Below are 18,999 nucleotides of genomic sequence, written 5' to 3' on the forward strand. Positions count from 1 at the left end.
TCAATTACGTCTGAGGAGGCTTCAGTGTACACAGCCGTTGCCTCCTCATTCCTGTCGAAAAGAAGTCCCGAAAAGCCGCCACTGTCACGACGTTCTGAGCTTAGCTAAAGACGGATGGTGGATACACATAGCTGTTATCGAAATGTTCTTTCAGACCTCTACTGAGCCAGTAATTATATAACCGGGAACCCCATAGCAACACTATGAGCAGTACAGCACATTCCCCCTCATCCACAAAAATGGAAGAGAAGACCGAAATTTACCGGCGATTCATTAACAGTAGAATTAGCCGTGCACGCGCGCAGGCTCTTCTCGGGGACGATTGGGAGGAAATAGCACAAATTGTCTCTATTCGACGAGCTCGTGACTCCAATGAAGACAACGGGTACTCTGGTGACGAGCTCACAGAGATGTTTGCCTAGTCTGGCTGCACATCCTTAATTTCGTTCTCATATTCTGCTTTGAGCTTACTCCAGTTCCATCCCTCTGTTTGGACTTGTGATTCCATAGCGTCTAGACACTCACCAACAGAAAGAGCATCATCTTGAGCCACTAATAATCCAAGTGCCGTAGCAGGTGACCCGACCTGAACTCTTATTTGAGTCTTTTGTACCAATGTCGTAATCGCACTTCTTGCATCAGAATCCTGTGCTGCAACAACAGCTATCTCAGAAGCATCCCACAAAAGACATCGTAGTATCGACAGTTCTCCTGCATCCAGTTCATACTTCTGCGATAAGTGTTCATATTGGACTTTATCAGGGTTAGTTGGTGCTGCTGAACTTGGGACTACCTCAATGTCTCCCTTGGAAACTCGATCCAGAACTTCTTCAGCACCTCTTCGTACATGTCTACGTGGTTTGTTTTTCAAACCTGGGATTTCATTTTTGAAGCAGTAGTGAGTGATACAAGCTGGTAACTGGCTAAAGAAGTCCTCACAGAGAGATGTACCTGCAATAAATACTGCCGCATCTGAGTCAAGGATGATCTTCACACTTACCTACGTCTATTCTATCAATGCATTTCATCATACCGGAGTTGGTGTTGATGATCGCGCCTCTCTATACAATCGATAGTAGCGGACTTCATAATTTCTGTCTCCCACAGTCATAAGAATACCACCTCGTTTGATCGTGTTGAATCGTTGGCGACAACCACGAATACAGCCACAACCCGTGCAGGCGAGTGTATGTCAACAGATGATCCGTAGACGAAAATTGAGGAGCAAATGACTGAAACCTGTGTGAGTGTGTATTACAACCGCAGGTTGGAAAATCCCAAAATCAACGTCCCGAAGTCACACCACTAGTTTAGGGCTCCCTTTAAACTCGACTCCTGATTGAGTAGAACAGGAATTGCCCCACTGACAGCGTCTAATTTCTCCACTTGTGAATGTGCTTATGGATTTACACAGTTGTTTACTGCGTCGACATCCTCAAGGAAGGATAGATCGGTGTTCTGTGGCACCTGCTGCTCCCTAAGTATCGTCTTTACCGCCCCTATCGGTTCAGTGGAGAGTTCATCACCAAGCCCCAGGAGACTACGCATATCCAGATTCTTGTTGACACAGTCGATTACTTTGTTGTTGGCGATTAGACTGTCTCCGATTTGTGTAGAATCAGTCTTACCTTCAAGGTATTCTCCAATGCTATCCCGTGTTGAGCTATTCCACCCACTAGTTGTGAGATTGCCGTCAGTAGCTTCTATCGCCACCTGATCTAACACACCTGAGTATGTCCCATGTGTTACCCAGTATAGTTCACTCTTCACGAGCCCGACACATTTGTAGCCACAGACGCGTGCAAGCCGCATCATCCCGATTTGATTAGCCACGTATCCTGTCGTCTTGAATGATGCTTTGTACATCACGTTCTCTTTGGCAAGAACGAGATCGACAGCGAATTCAGCTGACGCAATATAGAAATCCTCTTTTGCACCAGGTTCACCATTTTTGACTGCACACGATGCAGAACTTAGGCGTTGGTAGCTCCCGAGTATTGGTGCATATTTTGAGGCCGCACCAATCACCTCACGCGCCGTCCGCATCCGCTGGTTAATAACAGTGGGGTTCACATCAACACCAAAATTGCGCATCGCTTCGGCGGTATGAGCGATCCGGTAGGTATTTCGATACGTCTCATCCCCGATCGCACTCACATCGGCTGATCTCTCAGGGACTTCACTCTTATCTATGCCACAAATGGTTGTAGCTGTCTCTCTTACAACACGATCACGCTCTATCTCGTCATCGGGTAATTCCTCAAAAAATTCTACAGTTCGAAGCAATTCTTCCGCAAGAGACTCATCGGATAGACCCGCCTCTGGAGATCCATCGATAACCGTTACAACCCCCTCAGTCTGACTAACATCCTCTGAACGATCAGTTTCATTCGATTGTTCATCACCACCGGAATCAACCGAAATATAATCTTCCTCGCCTTGCTGGCCACTGCCCAGGTCGAAATCAGCATCACCATTATTCTCCGGTTCAGCACAACCGGCTAGCAGGATAGTCGTGGCGACGAACGCGATTAAAAGATAGTGGTGTGTCTTCAAACTACCTGGTAAGTAATTCGCAGTTGATTGAAATAAAAATTGTGGAGGTCAAAAGTAACAGGGACAATCTGTTGAGTGAACCACTACAGGTACTTTGTTGGAAACAACCAACTTCCACTTGTTCCAAAATCCTTCTCGGAAAGTACTGCATAGATTTTGTCATTCTCAACTACTGTTCACGGCGGGCGGGAATCGCGTAAGCTCCGAAGAGCAAACAACACTCAACAGCCCGGCCAACTCCCTATATTTTATAAACATAAAGCCACATGTGGCATACAGATGGAGATTAATCGTACCGCAGTTGTCAAGCTCTCCGTCCCTAGCGACCGCCGAGACGACCTGAAACGGACAATGAACACGTTTCGGAATGCAACACAGCGGTTCGCAGACCGAGGATGGGACGGCGACGACGGGTACGTGATTACATCGGGTAATCATCTCCAGCGCCTTGTCTACGACGACATCCGAGACGACACTGGATTGCACGCTGACCTGACCGTTGCCGCAGCCGATCACGCCGCGAACGCACTCGATGGGTGCGTTGAGAAGATGAAAGCGGGCGAACGCACCTCAAAGCCAGTGTTCACGTCGAATACGACGGTCTACAACACGAATGCGATTACCTACTTCGACGGCTACTGCTCACTTGCCGCATATGGTGGCAGTCGCGTTCATGCAGAATACGTCTATCCAGACGACTCGATTCAGGCCGAGTATATGGAAAGTGACGAATGGCAGAAGCAAGGCGCGAAACTCCGCTACGACCATCAATCAGATACCTACTACCTCCACGTCTCCGTAAAGAAGGAACGTGAAGATTCGTCGGGAGAAGCCGAGAACCAGACCGTTCTTGGCGTCGATCGAAACGTGGACGGGTATCTCGCAGTCACCAGCACAGGCGCGTTCATCGGGAACGCCGACCTGCTGAATCACAAACGCCGCGAGTATGAACGTCGCCGCGCTCGTCTCCAACAGCAAGGCACACGAAGCGCACACCTCACTATCCAGTCCATCGGTGATGCCTTCGCCAACTGGTCAGAGGACTTCTTGCACCAAGCATCAAAGGAACTGGTCAAAGAGGCTGTTTCTCAGAACTGTACGACCATTGTGTTCGAGGAGTTAGAGAATATTCGTGACCGTATCTCGAACGCCTCGAAGTTCCAACAGTGGGCGTTCAACGAACTGAAACGCCAAGTCACCTCCAAGGCCAAACAACAAGGGATTTCTGTTGAAACTGTCCATCCAGCCTACACCAGTCAACGGTGTTCCGAAACAGGGTGTGGTTTCACGCACGAAGACAACCGTGACGGCGACGTGTTCGTGTGCCAGAAATGCGGCAAAGAGCTACATAGCGACTACAACGCGGCGCGAAACATCGCACACAAATACATCCAGAACCGGCGCAAGTCTGGTTCTGGAGGGGCAACCTATCACCTTGCCCTGAAGTCGGGAACAGTGAACGGGAACGGCGACTACTCGCCTTCCACGGTCTAGTGGACAGACCGGGAGTTCACCGACAAACCTCGGCGTTCACGCCGAGGTAGGTGATGTGAACGGATCATCTCCGTCGATTCTTACTGGTTCGCGTGGTTCGCCTACTATCCGAACACGGAGGTCTCCGAGTAAGATGGCTGTGATCGTCGACACTGTGAAACGGACCGGACAGGCGCTTGGACTTACAGTTCGGGACCGTCGGGCACAGGTCGTTATCGGGGTCTCTCTCGTCGCCTATCTTCTCACCTATCTGTACGCTATCGACAAACTGACCGCCGGCAACGGTGAGTTCGGCATGGTCGTCGCAGCGCGACCCTGGGAGGCGCTTTTCCGACAGTCGTTTGGTACCTTCACCTACGAACCGGTGGCACTCTTCCGTCTCGGAATTGTCACCTACCAGTTCTCGCTGAACACGGTTATCGGGCTCGTGATCGCTGCTCTCGTCGCGGTCAACGTTGGGGTCTCCTATTTCGCCTGGCAACAGCCGTCGGCCTGTGGTGTCGGCTCGCAGTCTGCGGGTCTGTTCGCCGGGTTCCCGGCGCTGCTCTCGGGGGCGGCCTGCTGTGGCCCGATTATCGCGCTCATCTTCGGAATCCAGGTGACCAGCGGAGTGCTCGTCCTCTTCGAGTGGCTGCTCCCGATCTCGGTTACACTGTTGCTCGTGGCACTGTTGCTCGTCGGCCGGCAGGTGAATCCTGCTGTCGCCGGTTCGTAACTATCGGTTCGTCTATTCGTTATATTTTGAGCAAAGAGGTACGCTTCTATCCGGAGAGTAGAAGTTGTTCGAAAGTAATCTACATATCGTATACAACATATTGTTCTGAGTGAAAATCAGTTTGAACGTAAAAATTATATAACAACAATATCTTTTAACGAATGGACATGTCAGAAACTAGTCGGCGGACGTTTCTCCAGATAAGTGGCACAGTACTCGGTGGAATCGCCGTGGGGTCGCAAGTCACGGCTGCGGCCCGAACCGACCGGTTTATTGTCTCAACAGGTGGTCGTGCAGACTTGAGCGATCTCGAGGTCGTCCACGAACTGGACGGCGTCAGCTATGCGGTAGTCACCGGTGACGAGAAAGACGTGAAAAAATCTGTCAGTAACTATGCACCGGATCTCGAAGTAGAGTTGAACGAACCGGATGTAAACAGCGAGGTTCCGACGTTCGACGCCTCTGATTACGAAGGACAGCCCGGTGATTTCCTTCAGTGGGACAAGGCAGATCTGAACGTTCCAGAGGCCCACGAGACGACCGAAGGTGAGGGAACTCGTGTCGCTGTCATCGACTCGGGCGTCCTCGAAACACACCCCGATCTAGCGGGGCCGCTCAACCTCGATCTCTCGCGGAACTTCACCGACGACGGTGGCGACCACAACCCGGTCGGGGGCGATGACCACGGCACACACGTCGCGGGTATCGTCGCCGCAGATAACGGTGGCGGGGCCGGTGTCAACGGGACAGCCCCGAAGACGGACCTCGTCGACTGCCGGGTGTTCTCGGGCCCGACGGCATCGTTCGCCGACATCCTCGCTGCGGTCGTCTACAGTGCAAACGTCGACGCCGACGTGGCCAATCTCTCGCTCGGCGCGTATCCGATTCCGCGCCAAGGGAACGGTACCTTCTACGGCAAGGTTCTCAACAGTGCGATGACCTACGCGAACAAGGAAGGGACGTTGCTCGTCATCGCAGCAGGTAACGACAGTGCCGACCTCCAGAAAGACAAGAATTTCATTAGTCTTCCAAACGAGGGTGCTCAGGGGCTATCAGTTGCAGCGACTGGTCCGATCGGCTATGGGTGGGATGCCGATGGGGATGACGAGGTTACGGATCTTGAGTCCCCGCCCGCGAGTCCTGCATTCTACACGAATTACGGGACAAACGACATCGTGCTGGGTGCACCCGGTGGCAACGCAGATCTGGAAGCCATCGGTACGGGTGTTCCGTGGTTCAATGATCTCGTGTTCAACACGGTATTCACCTACGAGGATACGGACGGTGACGGAGAACCAGACACGCAGGTCCCAGGCTACGGGTGGAAGGCCGGGACCTCCATGGCTGCCCCGAACGTTGCCGGTGCGGCAGCGCTGGTCAAGAGCGCGAATCCCGATTACAACGCCAACCAGATCGAATCGGCTCTCAAGCGTGCGGCTGACGTTCCCGACGAGTACGACAAAGAGTTCTATGGGGGCGGCTATCTGAACATCGTCGACGCGCTGTAAGGTACCGCAAAGACGGAAGTCTCCCCATCTAACGACCGGCCGTCACTCATTTTGTCGAGACTGCACTGTGCTACTCCTCTCTGTGACCGCCCAGTGGCCTGACCGTCACTCGCTCCGGCAGTTCGGCGAGTGCCGTCTCCGGCCAGTCGTCGTGGGCAACGGTCACCGACGTGTCGGGATTTGCCTTCGCGAGGCGACAGACACCCTCGACAGCAGCCCTGTAGGCTGCCTCGTCGAGGCGATCCGGGAGTTCCGCCGTGAGTGGGTAGACGTCGGAGAGTGCCGGCGGCACTGGGCCAAATGGGGGGACGAGTCGCCAGCCGTCATCACCGGTCGAGCCCGTGGTCAGCCACAGTTCCTCTGGGGCGTCGAGCCGTTCGAGCCGGTCGTGATGACGGTTCACAGCCGGTCGGCGCGCGCTGTCTTCCGAGAGATAGAAGAAGGCGTCTTTCGAGACCGGATCGGTCTGTTCCAGTTGGTCTGCGTAATCGAGTAGCGTCCGGTAGCCATCGAGCACCGCGGGGTGGCCACGCGCCCGTGTCTCGACGAGTTCGAAGAGATCCCCCCGTTTGATCGCCTGCCGAATGCGTCTCACCTCCCCGAAACTCACCGAGAGATTGTGCTCGGCGAGCAGTCGATGCCGCTCTGTCTTCCCTGCCGCTTCGAGTTCCGCTGGCGTGTGCTCCCGACAGACCGGACACTCACAGGGGAAATACGCCAGCTCTTCGAGATGTTTCGTTCCACGGACCGTCAGATAGCGGTCGTCGCGGGCGTACAGTGCGTACGCAGCGGAGTCGAACAGATCACAGCCAAGCGCAGCCGCGAGTGCGAACATCATCGGGTGGCCGGCCCCGAACAGGTGGACTGGTGCGTTTTCACCCAGCCCGCGTTTTGCCGCGGCGACGACATCGACGAGGTCGGCAAAGCGGTACTCGTTCATGAGGGGGACGACGGCTCCGATCGGGAACAGATCGAGATCGGTTCCATAGGCCTCCCGGGCGGCCTGCTCGCGGAGATCCAGATGGGTCGAGCCCTGGATCGGCGCGCTGACGAGCATCTCCCCGGTGTCGACGGTCTCGGCAAGTTCCAGGCGCTCCTGTGTCTCGGCTTGTTCCTCGGCGGCCTGCTCCCGGGAGACGTCCGGCGGTGTCGGGATATCGACTGGCGTTCCGATATCGGAGCCGATCTCGCGCTGGAATTCGAGAATCTCCTCCGTATCCACGTCGATTTTCCCGTACTCCGCGAGCTGAAAAGAGCCGGAATCGGTCATGATCGCGCCGGAGAAATCGAGTAACTCGTGAATTCCCTGCTCCAGCACTGGTTCGCGCAGGTCTGCACTGCCGTGGAGGACGTAGCTGTTCGTGATGAGAATGTCCGCGCCGAAGGTCGTCTCCAGTGTCTTCGGCGGCACTGTCTGGACGTGGGGGTTCACGACCGGGAGTAGCGCCGGCGTCTCGACGGTTCGGTCGGCCCGCGGAATCCGCAACTCGCCGATCCGGCCCGCCCCGTCGTAGTCGCGAACCTCGAACTGTTCCCGCATTGGTCTCACTCTGTCGGGTACGCCTCTAAGGGTTGCGTTGTCGCGTTTGTCCGGCGAGGGCTACTCCTCGTCGACTTCGATGGTGATCCGGTCGCGCTCGATCGCCAGCCGGAAGGTCGGGACTGTCTTCCGGATTCGCTCGACGAGTCCCTTGTCGGTCAACGAGTGCAGTCCAGAGCGAACATCGTCGACGCTCGGGTCGGTGCCCGTCTCCTCCTGTACGTCGTGTAGTGTCGCGACGACACTCTGTGATTCTTCGTCTGGGCCCGGCAGGACACGAATTACGTCTCGCTGGAGCTGTGTGCCCGCAACTGCGCGCTCGCCGCCGGTATCTTCACCGACGAGTCCCTCGGCTTCGGGTGTGGCACAGATCAGGCTGTTCTCGTCGCGGTAGTAGTAGTCGCCGAGTTCGGATTCGAGATACTGGTGGACCTCGCTGCCGCTTTCCAGCCCCCACTTCTCCTGGAGTTCGGCGTTTTTCGTCGGCTGGAGCTCGACGAGTTCTGCCAGTCGCTCCATTGCCTCCTCGGAGAGCGTCATTACTGCCCGATATACGGCAGTGACTAAAGCACGTTGTGATTTTGTGGTCTATTCCCCCGTGACGCTGTCCAGCGTCGCCTCGATGCGTTCCCAGTGGCTGCCTTTCCAGAACTGCTGGCCGCAGTCCAGACAGTACCAGATCCGCTCCTGGTCGTCTGGGGCCTCCTCGACTGGCTCCTCGCCGTCCGGCAGCGCTTCGAGTGGACCGTTGCAGACACCACAGTACTCGGGCTCGTCGGTCGGTTCGAGTGCGATCCCTGCCGTCGAGAGTTCGGTCAGTTGCTCCTCGATCTCTTTCGATTCGAGCAGTATCGCGTCCTCTGTCCGGGTTGCCAGTCGTCTGTCGCGAGTGATGAGTATCCGCCCGTCGCTCGCTGCGCGCTTTCGGATCGCCCGGTCGGATTCGAGGTCCTCGTCGAGGGCATACAGCGTATCGTGACCGCAGATCCGGAGATAGGTCCGGAGCCGGCCGACCATCGCATCCAGGAGCAGTTTCTCTCCCATCCCTCTCAGTCCATCCCGGCGAACTCGCGGATGCCATCGGCATCGCGGGTGTTCAGCACGTCGGCTGTTTCGGCCCAGCCCCGGCGGGCCGTCTGGACGCCGAAGCGGACGAACTCGAAACTCGACGGTCGGTGTGCGTCGGTGTTGATCACGATGGTCGCGCCCTGCTCGATCGCCCGTTTGACTGCGTGACCCGCGAGATCGAGCCGGTTGGGGTTCGCGTTCACCTCCAGGGCCGTGTCGTGTTCGGCTGCCACTTCAGCCAGGTGCTCGATATCTACGCTGAGTCCTTCGCGGCTGTTTAGATACCGGCCTGTCGGATGCCCGACCACGTCGACTTCGGGATGTTTCGCTGCGGTGACGAGTCGCTCCGTTCCGTCGCCGTCGAGTGCGGCGTGGGGTGAGGCGACGACCAGATCGAGCTCTGCAAGCAGGTCGTCGTCGACCGAGATCGAGCCATCCTCGCGGATATTTGCTTCTACGCCTGCGAAGACGTCGATCGGGGCATCGCCAGCAACTGCGTGGATTTCGCCCAGTTGCTCGCGGAGCCGGTCGTCGTCGAGTCCGACGCCGCCGACCATTCCCGGACCTGTGGCGTGGTCGGTGACACAGAGATAGTCGTGGCCGAACTCGGCTGCACCCTCGATCATCTCTTCGAGTGTCGCACCGCCGTCGGACCAGTCGGTGTGGGTGTGCAGATCACCGCCGATAGCCGACAGTTCGAGCAGTTCCGGGAGGTTCCCCTCCGCCGCGGCTGCGACCTCCCCGCGGTCCTCGCGGAGTTCCGGGGGAATCCAGCCCATGCCGAGTGCGCTGTACACCTCCTGTTCGTTCTCTCTGGCGACGAGTTCGCCGACGCGCTGGCCGCTGTCGGGATCGTCTACCTCGGAGATGTCGAAAACGCCGTACTCGTTGACCTTGAGATCGCGGTCGATCGCCCGGTTTCGGACGGTGACGTTGTGCTGTTTGCTGCCCGTGAAATACTGGAGTGCTGCGCCGAACTCCGCGGGGTCGACGACGCGGAGATCGATCCGTACCTGTTCGATCCGGATGCTTGCTTTGATCGTCCCGGCCTCGATGACCTCGTCGGCCTTGGAGAGGTCGCTGAAGGCGTCGACGACAGCTTCGGGATTCTCGCTGCCGACGAGGACGTCCACGTCGCCGACGGTCGGTTTCCAGCGTCGGATCGAGCCGGCGAGTTCACAGCGCTCGACGGTTTGCTCTTCCAGGAGGGCATCTCGAACGGCTTCGCCGCGTGGTCGTGCCTCGGAGAGCAGCTGGCGGCTGTGTGCCGTCTTGGCGAACTCGATTCCATCGAGAATGTTCTGTTCGGTTTTCGGTCCAAAGCCCGAGACGTTCTGGATTTCACCCGCGCGGGCAGCGCTTTCGAGGTCTTCGAGTGTTCGAACGTCGAGTTCTTCGTACAGCGTTCCGACGGTTTTCGGGCCGACACCTTCGACGGCTGTCAGTGCCGCCATCTCGACGGGTAGCTCCTCGCGCAGTGCTTCGAGTTCTTCGATCTCGTCGGTCTCGAAGTACTCGACGATCTTCGAGGAGATCGCGTCGCCGACGCCTTCGATCTCTGCGACGGCATCTTCGCCCTCGGCGGCGAGCGTCTCGACAGCCTCCGGGTGATCGCGGATATTCTCCGCCGCACGGCGGTAGCTCCGGGGTTTGTACTCCACGTCCTGGGCTTCGAGAAGATCCGCGAACTCTTCGAGACGCCTCGCCACCTCGTCGTTCCGGCTCATACGATGTCATCGGGCCGGCAGGAAAATAAAATACAGCGTCGAGCTCCGAGGAGTGGTCGGTTCGACTGGTGTGGCAGGGTTTTGTACGAGGACCCCTCTCGGACAACGAATACTGGATATTATCGCTGCCCACAGACAGTTCACAACGGGACGCGGTCAGTCGTAGCGGGGGTTCGGATAGCTTTCGGTTTGATCGCCCGGCAGACCGTCCCGGCGTGCGACTGCAACGCCGGAGCCGGCATCGAAGAGGTGGGCTCGCTGTGCCGGGAAATCGATATCAACCTGTGTGCCTTCTTCAACCGACCCCGGGCCGTCGGTCGTGACAGTCACCGTGGTGTCGGCGATATTCAGATGTGCGTGTGACGTTTCGCCAAGTGGCTCGACCACCTCGACGGTCCCCGTCGCGACCCCTGTCTCGGGCTCGACGATGTCGATCGCTCCCGGTCTGACTCCGAGCGTGAACGGTTCGCCGGACGGTAGCCCGTCAGCCCTCTCGGGGACAGGATACTCGAAACCGTCGGCGACGAACTGATCGCCTCTGCGCGTAACGCGGAGCATGTTCATAGCGGGTTCGCCGATGAACTCCGCGACGAACTTGTTCCGTGGCCGATAGTAGCACTCCAGGGGCTGCCCGACCTGCTGGAGCTCCCCCTCGTACATGATTGCGATCCGGTCGGCCATCGTCATCGCCTCGGTCTGATCGTGGGTGACATACACCGTCGTGACGTCGAGGTCATCCTGGAGTTGCTGGATCTCGGTGCGCATCGTCGACCGGAGCGAGGCGTCGAGATTGCTGAGCGGTTCGTCCATCAGAAATACTGCGGGGTCCCTGATGATTGCCCGACCGAGGGCCACACGCTGTTTCTGTCCGCCCGACAGCGACTTCGGTTTCTTGTCGAGCAACTCGCCAATATCCAGCAACTCGGCGGTAGATTCCACCCGCTCCCGGCGATTTGCCGCCGAGAGATCCGTCGTCATCTTGAGACCGAACTCCAAGTTCCCGGCGGCAGTCATGTGTGGGTACAGTGCGTAGTTTTGAAACACCATCGCGATATCGCGGTCCTCGGGCCGCTTCTCGGTCACCACCTCCCCGTCGATGACAACCTCCCCCTCGGTGACCGACTCCAGGCCGGCGATGCAGTTCAGTGTCGTCGATTTTCCACATCCCGAGGGTCCAACGAGCACGAGCAACTCTCCATCGGCGACCGACAGCGACAGCTCCGATACTGCCTCAACTTTGTCCCCGCCACGTCCGAACGTCTTCCGTAGTCTGTCTATCTCGAGTCGTCCCATAAGTTATCCTTTGACCGCTCCCTCGGTGAGCCCGCGGACGAAGTATCGCTGCAACGCCACAAAAAACACGATGATCGGTACGATACCGACGACAGCTGCGGCGGCGACGTTGGTCCACTGGGTGGCCAGCTGGTTGTCGAACACGTAGATACCCATCGAGAGGGTGTAGAGCCCTTCTCCCCCGGAACTGAGCATTGTATACGCCATCACGAACTCCGACCAGGTCAGCACGAAATTAAAGATGGCAACCACGGCGATCCCGGGCATCACCGGCCGTAACAGCACGTAGCGGAGTGTCTGGAGCCGATTGCAGCCGTCGATCCGTGCCGCTTTGTCCAGTTCCGTCGGAATCGTATCGAAGTAGCCTTTTAACAGCCACAGCGAGAAGGGAATCTGGAGCCCGATATACAACAGGACCAGCCCCGCGTGGCTCTCGGTCAGCCCGAGTGTTCGCATGATCTCGTACAGCGGGAGCACGATCACGATCGGCGAGATCATCTGGAATCCCAGCACGGCCAGAAGCAGCGTCCGTCGGCCGCGGAACCTGAACCGTGAGAAACCGTACGCTGCTGGCGTCGTCACGACGAGTATGCCAGTGACCGAGAGGACGGCAACGAACAACGTGTTACCCATCCAGCCGAGAATACCGCTGTCGAGAACTTCGCGGTACGAACCGAGCGACGGGTCGCTCGGAATCAACTCGAGAGAGGTGTACACTGCGCCTTCGGTTCTGAGGCTGAGCGAGAGTACCCACAGGACCGGGAACAGGAAGAAGGCGATCGCCAGGGCGTAGACCAGATAGGTGAGTCCGTCGTAGCCGTACCGACGGATACGCGACCAGGAGATCCCCGCCCGACGACCGTCGACGGTGGTGTCAGTACTTCCTGCCATCTATATCTCCTCACTGATATCGAACACTCGGAAGTAGATCGCCGTGACAGTAAGCGTCACTACCAGCAGGACGACTGCCGTCGCGGCGGCCATCCCCATCTGGTAGCTGTTGAACGCTGTTTTGTACATCGACAGCGCGATGACTTCCGTCGCCCGGCCTGGGCCACCGTTGGTTAACGCGAAGATGAGATCGAAGGAGTTCAGCGAATAAATCGTCACGAGAATCGTCACGACGAACATGACTGGCTTGAGCTGTGGGAGTGTGACGTAGCGGAACCGTGCGAGCGGCCCCGCTCCGTCGACCTTTGCGGCCCGGTACAGTTCGTCCGGGACCCGCTTGAGACCGGCGTAGAACATGATCATCGAGAACGCGGTGCCACGCCACGCGCCGGCGGCGACGACCGAGAACAACGCCAGCTGTGCGTCCGAAAGGAACGGAACGATACCGAACCCAAGCCGATCTAAGGCGTTGTTCACCACCCCGACGTTGGTCTCCAGTAGCATAATTCGCCAGACGAGACCGATGATGATCCCCGGGACGATCCAGGCACTGAGTACGACGACACGGGTCAGAAGTGGACCGCGGAGTCCACGCCTGACGCCGTAGTCGATGGAAAGCGCCAGCCCGAGCCCGAGGCCGATCTGGAGCACGACACTCGCGATCGAGTAGATGCCGGTGACTCTGAGCGTCGAGTAGAACCGCTCGCTCCCGAGCAACCGCCGGTAGTTCTCTAGCCAGACGTACGACTCTTCGGAGCTGATGAGACTCGTGTCGGTGAGACTCATCCGGAAGACTTCGAACACAGGATACAGCTGGAACACAGTGATGAAAACCAGCGCTGGCAGGAGCCAAAACAGCGGCCGCGAGACCAGCCTGTCGACGATTCCCCAGTCCGTCCAGTCGGCGATCGTCCTGCGAACGCGCGTCCCGACTGAGGGGTCCTCTACCCGGCTTTCAGCTTTCATATTCGACGTCGCCGTCGTACGCTTCGGCGATGTTGTCGAGCATCGTCCCGACCGCCTCTTCGGGTGAGGACTGTCGGGTGAATACCCGCTCTTTTGCCGTCACCCACTCCTCCTCGATCGCCTCGGAGTATATCGGGGCGCTGGGGCGGGCAACACCGTTCTCCAGGAACGTCCGGAACTGGTCCTGGAACCGGAACGTGTCGCCGCTGAAGAGGTCGTCGTCGTCGAACACGGACGCTCGGGTCGGGAGCTGTGATCCCGCCTCGCAGTACCGACCCATCGTCTCCGGCTCAACCGCCTTCGCCGCGAACGATCTGGCGGCCTCCGCAACTTCGCCCTCGTCGGCGTAGACAGCTTCCGTCCAGCCGCCGACACCAGTAGCGAACTGGTCGGCCTCCCGCATCGGGATCTCTGCGACGTCCCAGCGGTCGGGGTTGTCGTCGTTCGGTTCGACACTGATCTGGTATCGCGAGTTGCTGCCAATGAACATCGCAGACTGGCCGTTGGCCGCCTCCTCACCGAGTTGTGCCGGGTCATCTAGCGTGCCGACTCGCTGTGGGGTAACCCCTTGATCGACGAGGTCGCCGAAGAACTCGAACGTCGACAGGAGTGCGTCGAAGTTGTCCTCGTTGCCCAGGACGGGCGTACCGTCGTCGACCAGCTCGCCGCCCTGCCCCCAGAAGAACGGCAGTGTGTCCAGCGCGTTCATCTGGAGCGTGAACCCGTCTATCCCCTCACCGTCGGCGATTGCACCGCCGACCTCGAGTACGTCCTCCCACGTGCGCGGTGGCTCACCGTCACCGTACTCCTCGACCAGGTCGACCCGGTAGTACAGACAGCGAAGTCCCGTGTAGAACCACGCTGCGAGGAGATCACCGTTCTCCATCGCGGTTTCCTGGACGAACGGAAAGAAGTCGTCGATGTCGTCGACGTAGTCGTTGAGCGGCTGCAGGTACTCCCGGTTGTCGGGCACCCAGACGGAGTCGAGCGTCGACGACGGCGGTGCCTCCCCGCTACTGGCCCGCGTGACGAGCTGTGACTCCCACTGGTCCAGGTCGGACTGGTAGACCAGGTTCGCCTGATACTCCGGGTTCTCCTCTGCCCACTCCTCGAACCGGGTCCGCATCGCAGACGCAGTCTCGGGCTGGAGACTTTCATCCTCGTCGGGGCTGTAGAACGCGCTCGTCCAGTGATCGAACGCTACATCGCCGTTGCCCACCCGGTTGTGAGTGACCAGACTGTCGTCCTCTTCGTCCCCTGCACACCCGGCGATCGCCGCCGTGGTTATCCCACCGGTTGCGAGCAGAAACGTTCGCCGCGTCGGTTTCTGGTGTTTATTTGAAATGTTCTCTGGCATAACAGTTGTGCAGGGTCCTGTGAACAAATAACTGTCCCCGAAAATACAGGAACTGCTCGCCGCAGAACTCCAGCGACGCCGCGACGACCTGAACGGTGCACCGACGCTCGTTGCTCTCGTTCAGTGCTACACGAGAGCCACCCGACCTTCGCGGTGGAACCTTTTTATAGGGGGAGGAAGACCGTGCGCGAGCGGGTGCTGACCGGTGACGACGATCTCCGGCAGTCCGCCCTGTTCGACGGTTCTATCTATTACCCCCTCCCGACAGTGTTTCAGCTCAAGACGATCTGTATCACGCTGGCATTCTGACCGAACGATGTGCGGAGCCGTCGAATCTCACCCCGAGCAAGGATAGCTGGTAACCGCGCGAACGAGTGTAACCGTGGAACGAACTATCGTGTTCTTGAATAAAAGCGCCTCACAAATATGTTAATTTTTAATCGCATTAGGTTGATACAATGTGTAATAGTTATATCAACGTAAGCTAACTTCTCCTTGGAGTACATTTATGATTGATAAAAGCAGGCGAACGGCACTGAAAGTGATCGGGAGTACAGGCATCTTTCTGACGGCAGGAGTCGGGTCAGCAACTGCGAGGAACGGAAAAAGACAGGGAGCAAGCGGTGATGATACGATCGTAGATGTTGCTATCGCGGCGGACGGTTTCGATGTGTTGGTCGCTGCAGTACAGGAGGCAGGCCTCGTCGATACGTTGAGTGGCAATCGTCAGCTGACAGTGTTCGCACCAACCGACCAGGCTTTCGAAGACCTTGCAGACGCACTAGGTGTTGAACTGGCGGATCTACTGGTGCGTGACGACCTGGGAGACATCCTGCAATACCACGTCACATCCGGACGTCGATATGCATCCTCAATCGTTAACGCTCCTCAGGTAAAGACACTTAATGGTAAGAAGGTCGACGTTGACGGTACCGAGCTCAACGACGGCCAGGCAAATATCGTTGCCACCGATATCGAGGCCAGCAACGGCGTGGTTCACGTCATCGACGGCGTGTTGCTGCCGTAGTCGATAGCCGGCAGTTCCCTTTTCAGGACGATCCTGCGTCGGTAAGTCGATTGTACTCGTCGGCGCTGAGATCGATCGCCGACGCGGCGACGTTCTCTTCGAGATGCTCGATACTCGACGTCCCGGGGATCGGCAGTGTCACGTTCGAGTGTTCCAGCAGCCACGCCAGCGCGATCTGATATTGGGTGGCGTCGTGGTTCGCTGCAATCTCGTCGACGAGGGTATCGTCGACACCGCCGGCCGCGAGTGGGAACCACGGGATGAAGCCGATTCCGTACTCCTCACAGGCTGCGAGGACGTCCTCGTCGTCTCTGTTCGTGAGGTTGTACTGGTTCTGGACAGTCGCGACTTCGACGTGGTCGCGGGCAGTCTCTAGCTGGTCGACGCTCACGTTCGAGACGCCAACGTGATCGATCAGCCCCTCGTCTTTCAGCTCTGCGAAGGTGGTGATGCTCTCCTCCAAGGGTGTGTCCGAGTTGGGGGTGTGCAACTGGTAGAGATCGATCGTCTCGACGCCGAGTCGGTCGCGGCTCACGAGTACCTGATTCCGGATGTAATCCGGCGAGGCGTGTGGGAGCCAGTCCCCGTCGGTGTTCCGGAGGAGTCCGGCCTTCGTTGCGACGACTGCATCCTCGGGATCGAGTGCTTCCCTGATCAGACGCTCGCTGACGCCCGGGCCATACGAGTCTGCCGTATCGATGAAATCGACACCCAGATCGACGGCGTGCTGGAGGACTTCCCGGGCTTCGTCTTCGTCCGGCGGACGACCGATGATATCCTCGCCGGTGATTCGCATCGCACCGTAGCCGAGTCGGTTGACAGTCAGGCCGTCGCCGAGTTCGAACGTGTCGCTCTCGTTTGTGATCTCCATAGGTACTGGTGGGCAGCGAGCACAAAAGTCCCTAGTGGTCGAGGGATGGCTAAAGAATACAGCACTATCCAAATTTATCACAGCAAGAAAGCGCCTCGCCCCTTTCAGTTCCGCCCGATGTCGTTTTCCAGGCCGGGCGGGACTTTCTTGCTGGTGTGACTCCTCTCCTCCCCGAATCAGACACTGCCAACGCAACAATCCACCCTAACAACCCGTAGAACTCCTAGCACACAAGGCGAACGCTTTTTGCGTACCTCGGCTGAGTTACGCGTATTCGATGACACGCGAACGTTCCGACGGGGAGACACCCGACGGTGAGACTGCTGGCGAACTGGCCACAGACGGCGGTACTGTCGACGACGTTGCACTCGACCCGTGGGGCTCCTCGACCGTCTCCGACTACCGGAAACTGTTCGAGCAGTTCGGGATCGAACAGTTCGACGAGATCCTCGATTCGGTCCCAGATGCCCACTACCTGATGCGCCGCGGCGTGATCTTCGGCCACCGCGACTACCGACCGGTCGTCGACGCGATGGTCAACGACGAGCCGTTCGCAGCCCTCTCCGGGTTCATGCCGACCGGCGATCCACACATCGGCCACAAACTGGTCTTCGACGAGATCATCTGGCACCAGCAGCAGGGCGGCGACGCCTACGGGCTGATCGCCGATCTCGAAGCCCACAGCGCCCGCGGGCTCTCCTGGGACGAGATCGACGAACACGCCCGCAACTATATCCTCTCGCTGCTGGCGCTTGGTTTCGACCCCGAGGAGGGCGAACTCTACCGCCAGTCGACCAACCGCGAGGTGCAGGATCTGGCCTTCGAACTCGGGATCGAGGCCAACTTCTCCGAATTTGCGGCGATCTACGACTTCGACGGCGAGACTGACGTCTCACACATGCAGTCGGTCGTCACGCAGATGGCCGATATCCTCTATCCACAGCTCGACGAGCCGAAACCGACGGTCATCCCCGTCGGCCCGGACCAGGACCCCCACGTTCGCCTCGCCCGTGATCTCGCCGCCCGCGTCAGCTTCTTCGGCGTCACCGAGGCGTACGCGAGTTTCGAGGCCGATCCGGCCGAGCGAGAACTGATCGGGGAGGCCTACGACACCCTCTCCGAGCGCCATCCCGAGGAGACGATCCGGTGTTCCGACGCCGCGACGCACCTGGAAAACGAACGCGAACCCGGCGCGACAGATGTCGAAGCGACGACGCTCGATACGGCGATCACACTGCTCAAAGAGGCCGGGAAGGAACCACTCCGACCGCGGACTCGCATCGTCGTCCGCAACGCGACCGACGAGGCGTTCGAGGCACTCATCGAGGCCGTCGAGGGCGAGAAGAGAGTCTACGACGCCCATATCGATACCTTCGATCTGACGAAGACGGAAGCCGAACAGATCGCTCGCGAGGTCGAGATCGAAAACGGCGGCTACGGCTTCCTGCCGCCATCCTCGATCTACCACCGATTTATGACCGGACTGACCGGCGGCAAGATGTCCTCGTCGATTCCGGCCTCGCATATCAGCCTCCTCGACGACCCCGACACTGGCTACGACAAGGTCAAGAGTGCGACCACCGGCGGTCGAGAAACGGCGGAAAAACAGCGGGAACTCGGCGGCGAACCGGACGAATGCCCAGTCTACGAACTGTACGCCTATCTCCTGGCACACGACGACGACGAACTGGCAAAACAGGTCTACGACGAGTGTGCGAACGGCGAACGGCTCTGCGGTGACTGTAAAGAGCAGGCAGCACGCCTCATGGAGCAGTTCCTCGAAAACCACCAGGAGAAACGCGACGAGTGGGCCGACAAACTCGACGAGCTGGATATCGAGTTCGATTCCGATAGAAGATAAGGGCAAGACATTCGTCCGATTATTGCTGCCCCTCCTGGTGTATTTATTCATAAATTGAACTGTTTGTCGGTATCCGATCATCTTAACCCGCAAGTGTTGTACAGATGGCTAACTACTTTTTTACG

Annotated in this window: 17 protein-coding genes; 6 read left to right on the forward strand and 11 right to left on the reverse strand. The window is 58.1% G+C overall.

Features of this window, described 5'->3' with window-relative positions; genetic code table 11:
- Positions 1-418: 418 nt before the first annotated feature.
- The gene (locus tag EOW68_RS17025; RefSeq protein WP_128226362.1) at positions 419-994 is read right to left on the reverse strand and encodes a hypothetical protein; all 576 of its coding nucleotides are present in this window, start codon (positions 992-994) and stop codon (positions 419-421) included.
- A 404-nt stretch (positions 995-1,398) separates the two neighbouring features.
- Entirely contained in the window at positions 1,399-2,556 is a 1,158-nt protein-coding gene (locus EOW68_RS17030) for a hypothetical protein (protein WP_128226363.1), read from the reverse strand.
- Positions 2,557-2,835: 279 nt separating this feature from the next.
- Between EOW68_RS17030 and EOW68_RS17035 the strand changes: the two genes are divergently transcribed.
- The 3 genes from EOW68_RS17035 (at position 2,836) to EOW68_RS17045 (ending at position 6,273) form a co-directional block, all read left to right on the forward strand.
- On the forward strand, positions 2,836-4,050 hold the full coding sequence (locus EOW68_RS17035) for an RNA-guided endonuclease InsQ/TnpB family protein (RefSeq protein ID WP_128226364.1): 1,215 nt from the start codon (positions 2,836-2,838) through the stop codon (positions 4,048-4,050).
- 133 nt (positions 4,051-4,183) lie between these two features.
- Positions 4,184-4,765 carry a hypothetical protein gene (locus tag EOW68_RS17040; protein WP_128226365.1) on the forward strand — a complete coding sequence of 194 codons (582 nt, stop codon included), beginning with the start codon at positions 4,184-4,186 and terminating at the stop codon, positions 4,763-4,765.
- Positions 4,766-4,932: 167 nt separating this feature from the next.
- Entirely contained in the window at positions 4,933-6,273 is a 1,341-nt protein-coding gene (locus tag EOW68_RS17045; protein WP_431359028.1) for a S8 family serine peptidase, read from the forward strand.
- Positions 6,274-6,343: 70 nt separating this feature from the next.
- On the opposite strand, the gene tgtA is transcribed toward EOW68_RS17045, so the two are convergent.
- The 8 genes from tgtA to EOW68_RS17085 form a co-directional block, all read right to left on the reverse strand.
- Positions 6,344-7,813, reverse strand: coding sequence for a tRNA guanosine(15) transglycosylase TgtA (gene tgtA, locus EOW68_RS17050; RefSeq protein WP_128226366.1), 1,470 nt, complete (start codon positions 7,811-7,813; stop codon positions 6,344-6,346).
- Positions 7,814-7,873: 60 nt separating this feature from the next.
- Positions 7,874-8,353 (reverse strand): DUF5797 family protein, encoded by a 480-nt coding sequence (locus tag EOW68_RS17055; RefSeq protein WP_128226367.1) that lies wholly within the window; start codon positions 8,351-8,353, stop codon positions 7,874-7,876.
- 48 nt (positions 8,354-8,401) lie between these two features.
- A complete protein-coding gene (locus EOW68_RS17060; RefSeq protein ID WP_128226368.1) occupies positions 8,402-8,857 on the reverse strand; it encodes a Mut7-C RNAse domain-containing protein in 456 nt (151 codons plus the stop codon).
- A 5-nt stretch (positions 8,858-8,862) separates the two neighbouring features.
- The gene (gene polX, locus EOW68_RS17065) at positions 8,863-10,608 is read right to left on the reverse strand and encodes a DNA polymerase/3'-5' exonuclease PolX (RefSeq protein WP_128226369.1); all 1,746 of its coding nucleotides are present in this window, start codon (positions 10,606-10,608) and stop codon (positions 8,863-8,865) included.
- A 156-nt stretch (positions 10,609-10,764) separates the two neighbouring features.
- The gene (locus EOW68_RS17070; protein WP_128226370.1) at positions 10,765-11,901 is read right to left on the reverse strand and encodes an ABC transporter ATP-binding protein; all 1,137 of its coding nucleotides are present in this window, start codon (positions 11,899-11,901) and stop codon (positions 10,765-10,767) included.
- A 3-nt stretch (positions 11,902-11,904) separates the two neighbouring features.
- The gene (locus EOW68_RS17075; RefSeq protein ID WP_128226371.1) at positions 11,905-12,792 is read right to left on the reverse strand and encodes a carbohydrate ABC transporter permease; all 888 of its coding nucleotides are present in this window, start codon (positions 12,790-12,792) and stop codon (positions 11,905-11,907) included.
- Positions 12,793-13,758: a carbohydrate ABC transporter permease gene (locus EOW68_RS17080; RefSeq protein WP_128226372.1), complete on the reverse strand. Its 966-nt coding sequence runs from the start codon at positions 13,756-13,758 to the stop codon at positions 12,793-12,795.
- Positions 13,748-15,115: an extracellular solute-binding protein gene (locus EOW68_RS17085; protein ID WP_128226373.1), complete on the reverse strand. Its 1,368-nt coding sequence runs from the start codon at positions 15,113-15,115 to the stop codon at positions 13,748-13,750. Before EOW68_RS17085 ends, EOW68_RS17080 begins: the two co-directional genes overlap by 11 nt.
- A 183-nt stretch (positions 15,116-15,298) precedes the next feature.
- Between EOW68_RS17085 and EOW68_RS18980 the strand changes: the two genes are divergently transcribed.
- Both EOW68_RS18980 and EOW68_RS17090 read left to right on the forward strand, forming a co-directional pair.
- A complete protein-coding gene (locus tag EOW68_RS18980; RefSeq protein ID WP_431359029.1) occupies positions 15,299-15,424 on the forward strand; it encodes a hypothetical protein in 126 nt (41 codons plus the stop codon).
- 202 nt (positions 15,425-15,626) lie between these two features.
- Positions 15,627-16,142: a fasciclin domain-containing protein gene (locus EOW68_RS17090; RefSeq protein ID WP_128226389.1), complete on the forward strand. Its 516-nt coding sequence runs from the start codon at positions 15,627-15,629 to the stop codon at positions 16,140-16,142.
- A 22-nt stretch (positions 16,143-16,164) separates the two neighbouring features.
- On the opposite strand, the gene EOW68_RS17095 is transcribed toward EOW68_RS17090, so the two are convergent.
- Entirely contained in the window at positions 16,165-17,013 is an 849-nt protein-coding gene (locus tag EOW68_RS17095) for an aldo/keto reductase (RefSeq protein ID WP_128226374.1), read from the reverse strand.
- 277 nt (positions 17,014-17,290) lie between these two features.
- Between EOW68_RS17095 and EOW68_RS17100 the strand changes: the two genes are divergently transcribed.
- Complete coding sequence (locus EOW68_RS17100) at positions 17,291-18,874, forward strand: tryptophan--tRNA ligase (protein ID WP_128226375.1); 1,584 nt, start codon at positions 17,291-17,293, stop codon at positions 18,872-18,874.
- Positions 18,875-18,999: the final 125 nt, after the last annotated feature.

The organism is Halovenus amylolytica (genome assembly GCA_004015825.1).
GTDB lineage: Archaea > Halobacteriota > Halobacteria > Halobacteriales > Haloarculaceae > Halovenus > Halovenus amylolytica.

Excerpts from the sequence above, each read along its gene's own strand:
- tgtA (WP_128226366.1), bottom strand. The coding sequence starts at position 7,813 with ATGCGGGAACAGTTCGAGGTTCGCGACTACGACGGGGCGGGCCGGATC.
- EOW68_RS17035 (WP_128226364.1), top strand. The coding sequence starts at position 2,836 with ATGGAGATTAATCGTACCGCAGTTGTCAAGCTCTCCGTCCCTAGCGAC.
- EOW68_RS17055 (WP_128226367.1), bottom strand. The coding sequence starts at position 8,353 with ATGACGCTCTCCGAGGAGGCAATGGAGCGACTGGCAGAACTCGTCGAG.
- EOW68_RS17100 (WP_128226375.1), top strand. The coding sequence starts at position 17,291 with ATGACACGCGAACGTTCCGACGGGGAGACACCCGACGGTGAGACTGCT.
- EOW68_RS17085 (WP_128226373.1), bottom strand. The coding sequence starts at position 15,115 with ATGCCAGAGAACATTTCAAATAAACACCAGAAACCGACGCGGCGAACG.
- EOW68_RS17040 (WP_128226365.1), top strand. The coding sequence starts at position 4,184 with ATGGCTGTGATCGTCGACACTGTGAAACGGACCGGACAGGCGCTTGGA.
- EOW68_RS17070 (WP_128226370.1), bottom strand. The coding sequence starts at position 11,901 with ATGGGACGACTCGAGATAGACAGACTACGGAAGACGTTCGGACGTGGC.
- EOW68_RS17060 (WP_128226368.1), bottom strand. The coding sequence starts at position 8,857 with ATGGGAGAGAAACTGCTCCTGGATGCGATGGTCGGCCGGCTCCGGACC.
- EOW68_RS17075 (WP_128226371.1), bottom strand. The coding sequence starts at position 12,792 with ATGGCAGGAAGTACTGACACCACCGTCGACGGTCGTCGGGCGGGGATC.
- EOW68_RS17045 (WP_431359028.1), top strand. The coding sequence starts at position 4,933 with ATGTCAGAAACTAGTCGGCGGACGTTTCTCCAGATAAGTGGCACAGTA.
- EOW68_RS17080 (WP_128226372.1), bottom strand. The coding sequence starts at position 13,758 with ATGAAAGCTGAAAGCCGGGTAGAGGACCCCTCAGTCGGGACGCGCGTT.
- polX (WP_128226369.1), bottom strand. The coding sequence starts at position 10,608 with ATGAGCCGGAACGACGAGGTGGCGAGGCGTCTCGAAGAGTTCGCGGAT.
- EOW68_RS17095 (WP_128226374.1), bottom strand. The coding sequence starts at position 17,013 with ATGGAGATCACAAACGAGAGCGACACGTTCGAACTCGGCGACGGCCTG.